14 protein-coding genes are annotated in these 13933 nt (G+C 58.7%); 6 read left to right on the top strand and 8 right to left on the bottom strand.

Going from position 1 to position 13933, the window contains the following annotated elements; genetic code table 11:
* Positions 1-38: 38 nt before the first annotated feature.
* The 5 genes from GSQ81_RS18990 to GSQ81_RS18970 all read right to left on the bottom strand — a co-directional run bounded on the left by GSQ81_RS18990 (position 39) and on the right by GSQ81_RS18970 (position 5542).
* Complete coding sequence (locus GSQ81_RS18990) at positions 39-971, bottom strand: nuclease (protein WP_158912379.1); 933 nt, start codon at positions 969-971, stop codon at positions 39-41.
* A 34-nt stretch (positions 972-1005) separates the two neighbouring features.
* Entirely contained in the window at positions 1006-2310 is a 1305-nt protein-coding gene (pncB, locus tag GSQ81_RS18985; protein ID WP_158912378.1) for a nicotinate phosphoribosyltransferase, read from the bottom strand.
* Positions 2311-2495: 185 nt separating this feature from the next.
* On the bottom strand, positions 2496-3419 hold the full coding sequence (locus GSQ81_RS18980) for a fumarylacetoacetate hydrolase family protein (protein ID WP_254060338.1): 924 nt from the start codon (positions 3417-3419) through the stop codon (positions 2496-2498).
* Positions 3416-4720 (bottom strand): enolase C-terminal domain-like protein, encoded by a 1305-nt coding sequence (locus GSQ81_RS18975; protein ID WP_158912377.1) that lies wholly within the window; start codon positions 4718-4720, stop codon positions 3416-3418. The genes GSQ81_RS18980 and GSQ81_RS18975 overlap by 4 nt, the downstream gene beginning before the upstream one ends.
* Positions 4721-4792: 72 nt before the next feature.
* Positions 4793-5542: an SDR family NAD(P)-dependent oxidoreductase gene (locus GSQ81_RS18970; RefSeq protein ID WP_158912376.1), complete on the bottom strand. Its 750-nt coding sequence runs from the start codon at positions 5540-5542 to the stop codon at positions 4793-4795.
* A 320-nt stretch (positions 5543-5862) separates the two neighbouring features.
* On the opposite strand from GSQ81_RS18970, the gene GSQ81_RS18965 reads away from it, so the two are divergent.
* The 5 genes from GSQ81_RS18965 (at position 5863) to GSQ81_RS18945 (ending at position 9996) form a co-directional block, all read left to right on the top strand.
* Positions 5863-6201 carry an L-rhamnose mutarotase gene (locus GSQ81_RS18965; RefSeq protein ID WP_158912375.1) on the top strand — a complete coding sequence of 113 codons (339 nt, stop codon included), beginning with the start codon at positions 5863-5865 and terminating at the stop codon, positions 6199-6201.
* 268 nt (positions 6202-6469) lie between these two features.
* Complete coding sequence (locus tag GSQ81_RS19745) at positions 6470-7288, top strand: hypothetical protein (RefSeq protein WP_174237992.1); 819 nt, start codon at positions 6470-6472, stop codon at positions 7286-7288.
* A 221-nt stretch (positions 7289-7509) separates the two neighbouring features.
* Entirely contained in the window at positions 7510-8121 is a 612-nt protein-coding gene (gene yihA, locus GSQ81_RS18955) for a ribosome biogenesis GTP-binding protein YihA/YsxC (protein WP_158912374.1), read from the top strand.
* A gap of 22 nt (positions 8122-8143) precedes the next feature.
* Positions 8144-8851, top strand: coding sequence for a monofunctional biosynthetic peptidoglycan transglycosylase (gene mtgA, locus GSQ81_RS18950; protein WP_158912373.1), 708 nt, complete (start codon positions 8144-8146; stop codon positions 8849-8851).
* Positions 8852-8916: 65 nt separating this feature from the next.
* Complete coding sequence (locus GSQ81_RS18945) at positions 8917-9996, top strand: 3-deoxy-7-phosphoheptulonate synthase (RefSeq protein WP_158912372.1); 1080 nt, start codon at positions 8917-8919, stop codon at positions 9994-9996.
* Between the two features lie 103 nt (positions 9997-10099).
* Here the strand turns inward: GSQ81_RS18945 and GSQ81_RS18940 are convergent, their stop codons facing one another.
* From GSQ81_RS18940 to GSQ81_RS18930, 3 genes are all read right to left on the bottom strand, one after another.
* On the bottom strand, positions 10100-11440 hold the full coding sequence (locus tag GSQ81_RS18940) for an inositol-3-phosphate synthase (protein WP_158912371.1): 1341 nt from the start codon (positions 11438-11440) through the stop codon (positions 10100-10102).
* 420 nt (positions 11441-11860) lie between these two features.
* Positions 11861-12319 (bottom strand): hypothetical protein, encoded by a 459-nt coding sequence (locus tag GSQ81_RS18935; RefSeq protein ID WP_158912370.1) that lies wholly within the window; start codon positions 12317-12319, stop codon positions 11861-11863.
* Between the two features lie 88 nt (positions 12320-12407).
* Positions 12408-13034, bottom strand: a complete 627-nt coding sequence (locus GSQ81_RS18930; RefSeq protein WP_158912369.1) for a DedA family protein — start codon at positions 13032-13034, stop codon at positions 12408-12410.
* Positions 13035-13110: 76 nt separating this feature from the next.
* Here GSQ81_RS18930 and GSQ81_RS18925 point away from each other — a divergent pair, with 76 nt between their 5' ends.
* A complete protein-coding gene (locus GSQ81_RS18925; RefSeq protein ID WP_158912368.1) occupies positions 13111-13932 on the top strand; it encodes a chlorite dismutase family protein in 822 nt (273 codons plus the stop codon).
* Position 13933: the final 1 nt, after the last annotated feature.

Here is a 13933-nt window from a genome sequence, read left to right as displayed (position 1 = left end):
CCAATCAGGAACGAAATATCGGCGTACGTTCTTCCACTCTACCCATGAAACTCCTGCACCGGATCGGCGCTCCGCAGCCACGCCGTATAGATCATGTCCCGCAGCTCAATCGCTCCTGCCGCCAGCCGCTCTTCCGTAAACGACTTCCCCTCCGGAGTTCCGGCACCGTCAAACCCGCCCGCCTTATCGACCTGATACGTCCTCTCCACCAGCGAGTTCGTATGCCGCAGATAGATCATGTAGTCGTCCCACTCATCCCCCAGCGCCTTGGTCTGCGCCGCCGCCACCAGCGGAGCCACATCCTCCGGCTTCACATTCGCCGACACAAACGTGCTCTCGAACTTCGAGTGGATATGGTGCTCCGTCGTATACCCATTCGGATTCGGCCCCGTCCACCCGTTGTACTGAATCGTCGTATGCAGCGGCATCGACCCATCCCCAACATAATGCCCCAGCCAAGCCGCATAAAACACAATCGCCAGCTCAGCCGGTTTCGTATCTTCATTGGCTGCAACCAGCTTGCGATACTCCCTAAACCCAACTTTGAGCCTCTGATAGACCTCCTCCACCTGCCAGGGCTGCATCCCCACCTTCTCCGGCGTCAACGGCAGATTCGGATGCAGCTTCTGCTGCTTCGCCAGATCGCGAATAAAGTCATAGCGCCACTTCGGAAGCGTTCCCACCATATCGGCCCGCTCCAGATCGATAAAGTGGTCGGGAGCCTGCTCCCCGTCCAACTCCCTCTCAGCCCTGTTCCGCCACCGGTCCGGCTCCGGCCCCAGATAGTTCATCGCATCCAGCGCCCCGCCATCCCGCAGAAACGCCGGAACATCGTGCGGCAGATTCGCCGCCGCCAGCTTGTCAATCATCGAGTGCCCATCGGCCCCCCACCCAAACGAAGGCTGCACCGTCACCAAAGGAACCATCGCCGCCGCCACAAAAACCCGAGCCCAACCACCAAACTTAATCATGCCCGCAGTATATCCGGACACAAATAAAGGGTCATCAAACCACCACCCCAGCCCCCTCCACCGCGACACTCCCAAACACCCGCCGATACCGCGCAATCTCCTCCACAGGCCCCGTCGACTTATGCGAATTATCACTTAGCTTCACCGCCGGCTTCCCTTCCACCGTCATCAATTTGCACACCAGACTGATCGGCTCCAGCGTATCTTCCCCTCGCGGATGGCACCCACGAAAATCATTCGTCAGCAAAGTCCCCCACCCGGCGCTTAACCGAATCCGCCCGCGAAAATATCCATCCAGCCGAACAATATCTCCCACATCCAAACCATCCGAAGCGATCAGCCGTTTTCCCCGAGCATCCCTCCCCCGCCGCATCAGCCACGCAATATATTCATCCCCCGCTACCATCGGATCCTTGCTGTCCACCCGCTGCCCCGTCCAATCCGCCACCCAATCCGGAGCGCCCTCCAAAAACTGTGTCGTCCCAAACGTATCCGGCAGCATCACCAGCAACGCGCCGCCGTAACTCTGCTGCCAAAGCTCCAGCACCTTATACTGCGAAGCCCGCAAATCCGCATCGCTGGTCGCCATTGCCGCCATCGCCATCGGCAGCTCATGAGCATTCGTTCCAATCGCTTCCAGATCGTGTTTATAAGCCAGCGACGTATTCGAAGTACCCGTCAGTCGAGTACCCAACCCGGCCCGCAGTGTCTGCACCGCATACTCCTGCCACAAAAAGCTATGCCGCCGCCGCGTCCCAAAGTCCGACAACTCCAGGTCCTTCACGCCGCGCAACAACTCCACCTTGGCCCATAACCGTGTCTTGGCCCGCGCATACAGAACGTCCAGCTCCAGCTCATTCAGCTCCGCCAGCGCCGACCGCGTCTTCAGCTCGCTCACAATCGCCAGCGCATAGATCTCCCACATCGTCACCTCGGCCCAAAGCCCGCTGAACCGCAGCACCAACTGCCCGTCATGCTCGGTGACCTCGTAGTCACTCAGCCTGAAATCACGCTCCAGCCACTCCAGAAACTTCGGCTCGAAGATGCTCCGCGTCCCATAAAACGTATTACCGGCCAGCCAGACCATCTCGCTCCTGCGAAACCGCAGCCCGCGCACATGCTCCATCTGTTCGATCAGCGCCGCCGCGCTTACCCGCTCCGCCAGCTTCACCGAAACCGTCCGGTTCACCACCTCGCTGGTCACATGCACCGTGGGAAAATTTTTCCAGATGAACTGCAGCATCAGCAGCTTATAAAAATCCGTATCCAGCAGCGACCGCACAATCGGGTCCAGCTTCCAGTTATGGTTATGCGCCCGCTCGGCAAAATTAACATTCATGCCACCAGTCTCCCCTGCAACCCCGCAACACGCAAGCTTTTCGCAAGAGATCCTGGTGTTCCATGTCCTTGGAAGGGTTGAAGTTTGTCATCGTCTGGCAGAACGAAAGACAGCTCGTGGCTGATAATGCGCGCTATCAGCCACGAGCTGTCCGAAAGTGAATGGAAAACAGTTGCAGGTCGGTCCTACTCCGCAATGGTGCGGTTGCGGAGCTGCCCTACCTTCTCGACGGTGATGACGATCTCTTCGTCCGGATTGAGCCAGCGCTGTGGCTTGCGGCCAAGGCCTACGCCCTCCGGGGTTCCCGTGCTGATAATGTCCCCCGCCTCGAGCGGTGTGAGGCTTGAAAGATGCGCGATCAGAGCGGGAATTTTGAAGATCAGATCGCTGGTATTGGAGCTTTGCAGCGTCTCCCCATTGATGGTCAGCGAGATGTCCAGCGCATGAGGATCGGGAACCTCATCAGCAGTGACGATCGCCGGACCCATCGGCGTAAATGTTGGGAAAGATTTGCCGAGCGTCCACTGGCTGGTGGCAAGCTGCACGTCGCGGGCGCTGACGTCGTTGACGATGGTGTAGCCGAAGACGTACTCCTTCCAGTCCTTCTCGGCGATCTGGTAGCCACGCTTGCCGATGACGACGGCGAACTCAGCCTCGTAGTCAGGCTGGGTGCTGATCTTCGGCAGGATGATGAGCGCATCCGGGCCGATGATGGAACTGGTCAGCTTCATGAAGACGGTCGGCACCTTCTGCACGGCCATCTTCGATTCATCGGCATGCTTCTGGTAGTTCAGGCCGATGGCGAAGACGCGCGGCGGGCGCGGGATAGGAGCATGAAGCGTAGCGCGGGAGAGCGGAACCCGCGGCGCGCTGGACTCGATCTTGCGGACCCTGTCGAGCGCGTCAGGGCCAGCCTCGATGATGTTACGCACCGAGCGGTAGCCCAGCGACGAGAGGCCTACCACCTCCTGCTCGCCGTCCTTGCCGGTGACCAGCAGGCCGGGGGTGGCAACGCCGCAGTTCAGCAATTCGGCAGGGACAGACTCACCAAGAGTTCTGGGCTGTGCGTTTGTGGATTCAGCTCTGGACGAGAAGGTGACGAATTTCACTTGGAGGCGCTCCAGGCTTCGCCGTGCGGATAGGCGAAGCGGGTTAGAGATTCTTCGCGAATCTGAATGCTGTAGCCGGGCTGCTGCGGCAGAAGGTAATGCCCATCTTTGATGCGAACGGGATCGATGAAGTGTTCGTGCAGATGATCGACGAACTCGATCACGCGGTTTTCGAGCGTGGCCGAGACGCTGAGGAAATCGAAGACGGAGAGATGCTGCACGTACTCGCAAAGGCCGACGCCCCCGGCATGAGGACAGACTGGGACATCGAATTTGGCCGCCATAAGTATAATGGCAAGGTTCTCATTCACCCCGGCCACTCGGCAACTGTCGAGCTGCAGCACGTCGATAGCCTTGGCCTGAAGCAGTTGCTTGAACATGATGCGATTATGAACGTGTTCCCCAGTGGCAATGCGGACTTCAGGCACCTCGCGGCGAATGCGCGCATGGCCAAGAATGTCGTCCGGATTCGTCGGCTCTTCCATCCACCACGGCTGAAGCTCGGCGAGCTGGCGCGTCCGTGTGATGGCCTCGAGCACGCCCCACTTCTGGTTGGCATCGACCATCAGCTTGTTGGTCCAGCCGATCTCCTCACGAACGATGTGCCCCCGGCGAAGATCGTCCGCAGCGTCGCCGCCCACCTTCAGCTTGAAGTACCTCCAGCCGTCGGCCAGCGCCTCTTTCGAGAGCCGCCGAATCTTCTCTTCGCTATAGCCAAACCACCCCACCGAGGTCGTATACGCGGGATAGCCCTTCTCCTTGAGCAGCGCCAGCCGCTCCGCCTGCCCCTTGCGGCGGGCCGTAAGCAGGTCAAGCGCCTCTTCTTCTGACAGCGCATCGTCGATGTAGCGAAAGTCAATCGCCTTCACAAGTTGTGCGGGTTCCATCTCCGAGAGCAGTTGCCACAGCGGCTTCTTCTCCGCCCGCGCATAGAGGTCCCAGACCGCATTAATCAGCGCCGCGGCAGCCAGTTGGATGACTCCCTTTTCCGGTCCCAGCCAGCGGAACTGGGTGTCGTCGGTAAGCTGACGGGCAAAGGCGCGAAAGTCGTCGGTGATCGACGCCAGGGTACGGTTGACAGCGTAGCGCGAGAGATACTCCGCAGCCTGCACCACAAGGTCAGTGCCGCGCCCGAGCGTAAACGAGAGACCGTGGCCTTCGAGCTCCGAATTCGTCTCGAGGATGCAATAGGCAGCAGAGTAGTCAGGGTCTTTATTGACGGCGTCAGAGCCGATGTGTTCGAGCGACGTCGGGAAACGGAGATCGATGACGCGGATTGCAGTGATAAGAATGTCGTTCAACTTGTAGCTTTCCTGTCTTTTGAATTTCAGCGTCCAGTCTGTGAAGGTGAGAGGCAGCAGTTGGTCCGGAGATCAGGCTGCCGTCCAGCCGCCGTCGATAGGGATTAGTGCGCCGTTGATGAACTCGGCCTCGCGCGAACACAGATAGCGGACCAGCGAGGCGATGTCCTCGGGTGTGCCGAGGCGGCCAATCGGCTGACGGGCAACCAGTTCGGCGCGCACCTTCTCCTTCTCATGGGCGTGATACTTGTCGAGATAGCCCTCGACGAAGGGCGTCTGCACGGTGCCCGGAGCGATGCAGTTGATCCGCAGCTCCTTAGGATAGTCGACCGCGATCTGCCGCGTCATGGCCAGCACGGCGCCCTTGCTGGCGCAGTAGGCGAAGCGCTGCTTCACGCCGACCGTCGCCGCCACCGAACCGATGTTGACGATGCTGCCATGCGAGGCCAGCAGCAGAGGAAACGCCGCCTGCGTGACCAGGAAGACGCTGTTCACGTTGACCCGCATCACCCGGGCAAAGTCTTCCTCCGATGTGCGGGTAATGTCGCCCACCAGGCCGATTCCTGCGTTGTTGACGAGGATGTCGAGCTGGGGAATACTTGCGAAGGCGGCAGCGATCGAAGCGGAGTCGGTCACATCCATCGCGACCGCTTTCGCATTCGACAGCTCGCTCGCCAGCGTCTGCGCTGCGGCAAGGTTAAGGTCGGCGATCAGGACATGCGCACCCGCACGGGCGAGTTCGCGGGCGGTCGCAGCGCCGATGCCGCTGGCGCCACCGGTCACGAGAGCAATTTTATTTTCCAGGCGAAAAGCATCTATCATTGGCTGAAATCCGATCAATCTACAGATGAAAGAATAACGCGTTTAAGTGAATCTACTGAAAGATATTTATGGGGTCTCCATAAAACCCGTCCAAAACTCTAAAAACATATCATCTCGACCGGAGCGCAGCGTAGTGGAGAGACCCCTGTATTTCGCCTTTGCTCCCGCCGCTGACCGTTCTTTCCATCAAAATCAATCGCCAGCCAGGACAATTTTAAAAACCCGCATTACATCTAGAAACACTTTTCAATGAGAAATGTTACCCTGCGGTTGGCTTTGCCCGTTACTGACAAAGTCGATGAAAATCATGCGGAGGAAGAATGCCACGTCATTGTTTAACCCTGGATCTCAAGAACGACGAGACCGCCATCGTGGAGTACAAGCGCTATCACGTCAAAATCTGGCCAGAGGTGAAGAAGAGTCTGTTGGATGCGGGAATCGTCGATATGGAGATTTACCTGGCCGGAACGCGGCTATTCATGATCATGGACGTGGACGATGAGTTCTCCCTGTCAGCAAAGGCCGCCGCGGACGCCGCCAATGCCAAAGTGCAGGAGTGGGAACGCCTCATGGAGCACTTCCAGCAGGAGCTGCCGCAATCCGCGCCGGGACAGAAGTGGGTCATCATGGAAAAGGTCTTCGACCTGGCAGCCCAGTAACAACCGTACTTCGCGATTGCCATTACAGCCGTCACTGCTTCCAGGTACCCCGAGACTTTCGTATTGGGGCTATCACGCGTCTACCGCAGATTCGGGGCTCTAGCCCTTGGAGGATGCAGCCCGACGAAGCACAACTTCCTGTTCATGCTTTTCATGAAAACTTAGCAGTTTCGCTCTGGTTGACTTTGCTCTAAGGTGTTAGGGTGCAACAAACGGCAAGAGAGGCCTTAGAGTCGCGGCCTCCCGCCAAAACCTATGGAGGAAGACCATGACAGGTTCCAAGCCAATGAAGATATGGGGCGCTTTGGCGCTGGGCACAGCGATGATTCTCAGCGGATGCCACAGCACGCCGCCCTCTGCGGGGACGAAGAATGCGGACGGCTCCATTACGAATGCCGATGGCTCGGTGACGTATCCGGCGGGCACAGCGCCCGCACAGGCCGCAAATCAGCCCGCGCAGGCTCCGGCGGCCGGCACTCCCGCCACGGCCCCGGCAGCAGCCCCGGCAGCTCCGGCTCCAGCTCCGATGACAGCGGCAGCTCCAGCGGAAACCCCGGCGGCAGCTCCAGCGCCTCCTCCCGCACCTGTAGCGAGCGTTGTGCCCACCGGTGCGGTGGTGCGGGTCAGCCTCTCCCAGACACTCAGTGCAAAGCAAAATAATGTGGGCGACAGCTTCAGCGGCGTCTTGACTGGGCCGTTGCACACAAGAGGCGGCGGCAGCGTCTTCAAGCGGGGCACGCGGGTCGCCGGAACTGTCGTTGCCGCCAAAGGGCAAGGGCGCTTCAAGGGAGCAGGAGCCCTGGGCATTCAGCTAACTTCGATCGCCGGAATCCCGGTGCAGACCTCCGAGTTTGAGCAGGTCACACAGGGCAAGGGCAAGCGAACTGCCGTTCTGGCGGGCGGCGGCACTGGGCTGGGAGCCATCATCGGCGGTATCGCAGGCGGGGGCAAGGGCGCTCTGATCGGCGGTCTCGCTGGCGCTGGTGCTGGCACCGCAGGTTCGGCGTTCACTGGCAACAAGGACGTCGTCATTCCGGCAGAGTCGCAGGTCACCTTCCGGCTTACCTCACCGCTCACCGTACGGTAATTCGATCCTTCTCCTTCGAGAAAGCGCATCCGGCTTCGCTGCCGGGTGCGCTTTTTTCTGCACAGTCCCACCCCAAAACCGCGTCATCTCGACCGAAGCGAAGCGCAGTGGAGAGCCCCTTGTATTTCGCCTTCGCCTGTTCTAATCGGTGTCATCGGCGCAAATCGGTGTTAAGCCTTCAGCCTTCAATCTTCCAGACGCAGGAGAGATAGACTGAAGCCATGCCGCTGACTCCAGTCTTTCTGCTCTCCGCAACCGACGTTGCCCACTTCCCTTCCGATGCCAAAACCTACGGAGCGCCGGAGGTGGCATTTCTAGGGCGCTCGAACGTCGGCAAGTCCTCGCTGATCAACTCGTTGCTGGGATCGAAACAGGCGCATACGTCGTCCACGCCGGGGCGGACGCGAGCGATCAACTTCTTTGCGCTGCACGAGGGCGCGGGCGACAAGATGAAGCAGAAGCCGACCCTGATCTTCGCCGATCTGCCGGGCTACGGCTACGCGAAGATCTCGAAGTCGATCTCGGCGGAGTGGCCCAAATTCATCGAGCCCTACCTTGCCGACCGCGATGAACTGGCGCTCTGCATCTGCCTCGTCGATACGAATATCCCGCCGCAGCCCAGCGATTCGCAGTTGATCGACTACTTCAAACAGACGCAGCGGCCCTATCTGGTAGTGGGGACTAAGGCCGACAAGCTCTCGAATAATGTGCTGGCCAAGTCGGTCGCCGCTCTGAAGCGGGAGCATGGCGTGGATGAGATTCTCACCGTCTCCGCCAAGACGGATGCAGGAACGAAAGCCTTGTGGCAGCGGTTGATGAGTGTCGCAGGCTAAGCCCAACATACGATCCTGAACCGTGACGACCACACCAGACACGCAGCCTCAAATCCCGCCTCGGAAGAGATCCCTTCTCTTCTTCCTTCGATGGCTTCTCATCGGTCTGGCGCTGTTGTGGTCGCTTGCCGCGCTGACGCTTCTGGCCGCCCGATGGATCGATCCGCCCACAACGGCGGTGCATGTCCAGCGTCGTTTGCAGGCATGGGTTCTCCGCAAGCCGTACAGCGAACGCTACAAATTCATTCCGCTGAGCCGAATTTCACCTGATCTCCAGCATGCCGTCATCGCTGCGGAAGACGCGCGCTTCTACCAGCATCATGGGTTCGATTGGCACGCGATCCAAATCGCCGCCAAAGACGATATGGAAGGTGATCGCACACGCGGAGGCTCCACCATTACGCAGCAACTCGTAAAAAACCTCTTCTTCGGAACAGGCCGCTCGTTCCTCCGCAAGGGCGCAGAGGCCACGCTGGTGCCCGTGGCTGAACTTGTCCTCGGCAAGCGCCGCATTCTGGAGATCTACCTCAACGTCGTTGAATGGGGCCCTGGCATCTATGGTGCAGAGTCGGCGTCTCGTTTCTACTACAGGACCCCGGCAGCGAAGGTAGGCCGGCAACAAGGGGCACGGCTCGCCGCAATCTTGCCCGCTCCTCTGAAGCGGCGGCCCGAGCGCATGAACAGCTACAGCTCAATTATTCTGAGGCGCATGAGCCAGATGGGATGGTAGCCCTCACTTCGAGCTGGTTTGCCCGCAGCAGGATCGCCCACACCTAGTATCCTGATTGAGCACCTATGACATATCCCACAAATAACCTCAGGATCAAATCCAGCAGAGTTGTTCTTCCTCCCATCTTCCTCGAAGAGGAATTGCCCGTGACCGATAACGCCTCGCGCACTGTCTTTGAGGCGCGTCGCCAAATCGTGGACATCCTCAACGGGGCGGATGACCGCCTCATCGTTGTCGTCGGCCCTTGCTCCATTCACGATCCAATCGCTGCCCGCGAGTATGCGGAATTGCTGAAGGCCGCTATTGCAGAGCTCTCCGGCGAACTCATGCTGGTGATGCGTGTCTACTTCGAAAAGCCGCGCACCACTTTGGGCTGGAAGGGCCTGATCAACGATCCTTACTTCGATGAATCGTTCCGCATTAGCGACGGTCTGCGTATCGCCCGCCGCCTTCTCCTCGATCTGGCAGAGATGGGAGTACCGGCTGGCACCGAGTTCCTCGACATGATCTCGCCGCAGTACATGTCCGATCTCGTTAGCTGGGGAGCCATCGGCGCACGGACAACAGAGAGCCAGGTGCATCGCCAGCTCGCCTCCGGACTCTCCTGCCCGGTCGGCTTCAAGAACGGCACCTCAGGCAATGTACAGATCGCGATTGAGGCCATTCTTTCGGCAAGCAACCCTCATACTTTTCTGGGAACAACTGAAACGGGCCAATCCGCGATCCTTCTGACCTCCGGCAATCCGGACTGCCATGTCATCCTGCGCGGTGGACGTCAGATCACCAACTACGACGCTGAATCGGTCGCGTCGACAGCAGCGCAGATGGAAAAGGCGGGCGTCAAGCCGCGCATCATGATCGACTTCAGCCACGCCAACAGTGGCAAAGACCATCGCAAGCAGGCTCAGGTGTCCCATTCCGTCTCGGAGCAGATTGCGACCGGCGCGCATCGTCACATTCAAGGCGTCATGATCGAAAGCAATCTCGTCGCCGGATCGCAGTCTCTCATCAACGGCAAGACGCTTGTCTATGGACAAAGCATTACCGATGCCTGCATCGACTGGCCCGAGACCCAAACGCTCCTGCGCGAACTTGCCAGAGCCGTCTGCAAGCGGCGAACCGATCCTGCTATCGCAAAACCCTAGTCTCGAAAAACGAAAAGAGCTACAGCTTTTGCTGTAACCCTTTAAATGCCTCTTTAGTGGTTACATTTTTAAAACTGTAACCACTAAAGAGCCGATTTACCGGTTACTGGTCGTAATATTCAAGCCCCAGATGAGTGATGAGGTCTTCGCCCATGATGTGCCGAAGCGTGTTCTTCAGCTTGGTGTGCTGGATGAAAAGATCGTGCTCTGGGTACAGTCCTTCCGCATGTTGCGGTGCCTTGAAGTAGAAGCTCAACCACTCCTGAATGCCCAGCCCACGCAGGCTTGGCGTCCGTGCCGCAAGGTCCATGAAGAGGATCAGATCGAGCGCCAAAGGAGCGGCGAGGATGGAGTCGCGACAGAGAAAATCCACCTTGAGCTGCATCGGATAGCCGAGCCAGCCAAAGATATCGATGTTGTCCCAACCCTCTTTATTATCACCACGCGGCGGGTAATAGTTAATGCGAACTTTGTGATAAAGGTCCTTGTAAAGATCGGGGTGCAACTCCGGCTGGAAGATGTAGTCCAACACGCCCAGCTTCGACTCTTCCTTGGTCTTGAACGACTCAGGATCGTCGAGCACTTCGCCGTCGCGGTTGCCCAGAATGTTGGTGGAATACCAGCCGCTGACACCGATGTTGCGAACCTTGAAGGCCGGGGCGAGGACGGTCTTGATGAAGGTCTGGCCGGTCTTGAAGTCCTTGCCGCAGATGGGAGCGTTCATCTTCTTCGAAAGCTCCTGCAACGCAGGAATATCGACGGTCAAATTCGGCGCACCGTTGGCGAAGGGAATGCCCTCTTTGAGGGCGGCCCAGGCGTAGAGCATCGAGGGCGAGATGTTCGGATCGTCCTCGACGAGACCCTTCTCGAAGGCTTCGAGCGTCTGGTGAACGGCGCTGGGCTTGATAAAGATTTCGGTTGAGCCGGTCCAGATCATCACCTGCCGGTCGGTCTTGGTCTTGAACTCGGCGATGTCGTTGCGAATCTGGTTGGCGAGGTCGCACTTGTTCTTGCCGGTCTTGATCTTCTTGCCTTCAAGGCGCTTGACGTAGTGCTGGTCGAAGGCAGCAGGCATCGGCTCGATGGATTCGAGGTAAGGGCGAATCTGTTCGAGCTGGTCGCGATCGAGCACCTGCGCGGTCTTGGCTGCGTCGTAGAGGTTGCCGCCGAAGATGTCCCATCCGGTGAAGACGAGATCATCGAGCTGCGCGATGGGAGCGAAGTCTTTGATGAGCGGGGTGCGGCCTTCGTTGCGCTTGCCGAGGCGGATGGTGCTCATCTGCGTGGTGGAGCCGATGGGCTTGGCCAGTCCACGGCGAACGGCTTCTACGCCGGCGATAAGGGTGGTGGCGACAGCTCCCATACCGGGAACCATGACGCCCAATTTTCCTGTTGCAGGCTTGATGCTGGCCGCGCTGGGTGTGGCGGCTTCGGGAGTAGACATAACTGAGCAAAATCCTTCGTGAGGCAATTTTCCGTGGGTGCGGAAACCTCAGTATTGCTCACGAAAAGTGCAGGCGCAAACAAAGTGGACGATTGTCTAGGCGTTAGCGATAACTCATTTTACGGGGAAATCAAGCATGTTTAGGGTGGGTGCGGTTCTTTCGATGCGAGATTGCGAGCTAGAGAAAGGCAATGACGATATAGAAAGAACAGGCAACGGCAACAGCGAAATACAGGGATCTCTCCACTGCGCCGCGCGATAAAACTGCGCGGCTTCGGTCGAGATGACGTGGGCTTTGAGTTAGGTGAGTTTTTTTAGTTTATGCAGGGAACATTGAGCGGCTACCGCACAATGCAAAGCCCGCGCAGCAAAAGGCCCGCTGATTAGCAGCGGGCCTTTGTCTTTGCCTATTTCAATGGTCTAACGGTGACCGCCGGCATGACCGCCGCCGCCGCCGGGACGGCCTGCGCCACGGAACCCTGCGCTGTGTTCGCTGCTGGCGTCATGGCCAGCAGCGCCTACATGGCCGCGTCCGTCACGCGCTTCGTTTCCTTGAAAGTGATTGAATGGCTGGACTCCGCGCCCGGGCGTGGGGCCTCTGTAGCCATGACGAGGATCGTAGCGGTTATCGACGTGGCCATAGAAGCCGCTCGGACCGTGGAACCATGGACCGGCTCCGAGAAAGACTCCGCCTGCAAACCAGTCGGGGCCGTAGTAGCCGTAGGGAGAGCAGTCGTAGGGGGCGTAGTCGAAGTACCCGTAGGGGCATACCGGAGCGACACCGATGTTGATGGAGACCTGTGCGGGGGCAACGGTAGTGGTACCGATAACCAGCGCGGCGCCCAGTGCAGAGAGTGCGAGTATCTTACGGATGGACATATATTTATTCTCCTCGACCGCCATAATAGACCCAACAATTGAAGACGAGTTGTGTTTTTCAACTCAATCTTTTTTGTCGCGTTGAAGGTTATGCCGCTTCGGTGCGGATGCGGTTCTTCCAGTGCGAGATGACGAACCAGATAAATGCGATGACGATGACGGCCTCGACGCCGAGGTGGAAGCGGTGGAAGATCTCTTTGAAGCGCGGGTTGGTGTTGAACTGCGCTCCGAGCTTCATGCCGACGTAGGCGAGCACGTAGCACCACGGCCATGAGCCGATGAAGGTGTAGATGTGGAAACGGAGCTGGTTCATCTTCGCGACGCCCGCCGGAAAGGCGATGAAGGTGCGTACGATGGGAAGCATTCTGCCGATGAGAACGGTGATGGAGCCGTAGCGCGCGAAGAAGTGGTCGACGAGGTCGAGGTCGCGGCGGCTGAGGAGAAGATAGCTGCCGTATCGCTCGACCATGGGACGGCCTCCGCGCGCGCCCACCCAGTAGGCGGGGATGGAGCCGAGGTTCGAGGCCAGCGAGGCGACGGTCGCCAGGATGATGAGCTGGAGCTGGGTGTGGGCCAGAGCGTAGCCAGCCAGCGGCATGATGACTTCAGACGGAATGGGGATGCAGGCGGACTGGATGGCCATGAGCACGATGACGCTCAGGTAGCCACCACTGGCGATGGCGCCGACGAGGAGGGCAATGATTTTTTCTGACATGCAGGTGCAGTATAGCGGTTTGGCGTGAAAATACGGCTCTTTGCCAGCGTGCGCGGGTTCGGGAGACAATCGAGAGATGGCAGAGACAATTGCACCGAAACAGGAAGCACAAGAGTCGCAGACGAGCGTAGTAAAACCGTCTTCGGCTGCGACGGGACGCCCGGCAAGCAGCTATGGCGCGGCACCGCATGATCCTTCGAAACCGCCGGTGAAGCGGCAGATCGTGGCCTTCAGCTTCTATAAAGTAATGCCCGAGTGGCGTCGGCTGCCCAAGGAAGAGAAAGCGAAGCACAAGGCCGAGTTTGCCGCCGTTCTGGCGCGGTGGAACAGGCTGGGCGAGTTTCTTTCGCTGACCTATTCGACTGTGGGAACGCGCGGCGATGTGGATATGTGTGTGTGGTCGATTGGTTATGCCGTCGATGAGATGAACCAGATGCGCAGCGAGCTGATGGGAACGGCGCTGGGCGGATATCTCGATTCGCCGCACAATTTTCTGGCGATGACCAAGCGCTCGCAGTACCAGATCGACCGCGTTGATGAGAGCGAAGGCGAGAGCCGTGGCGCGATTCGTCCCGGCGGGCAGAAGTACATCTTCATCTATCCGTTCTGGAAGACGCGGCCCTGGTATCTGCTGTCGCTTGAAGAGCGCAAGCGGCTGATGGATGAGCATATTCGCATCGGGTTGAGCTATCCACGGGTGAAGCTGAATACGACGTACTCGTTCGGCATCGACGATCAGGAGTTCGTGGTGGCGTTTGAGACGAACTTCCCCGAGGACTTCGTGGACCTTGTACAGCAGTTGCGCGAAACCGAGATCAGTCTCTATACGCTGAAGGACACTCCGATCTTCAGTTGCGTTCGGGTGCCTGCGGAAGAGATGTTGAACCGGTTGGGATAGG

This window comes from Granulicella sp. L56, from assembly GCF_009765835.1.
Classification (GTDB): domain Bacteria; phylum Acidobacteriota; class Terriglobia; order Terriglobales; family Acidobacteriaceae; genus Edaphobacter.
This window is presented reverse-complemented; position numbering and strand designations above follow the sequence as displayed.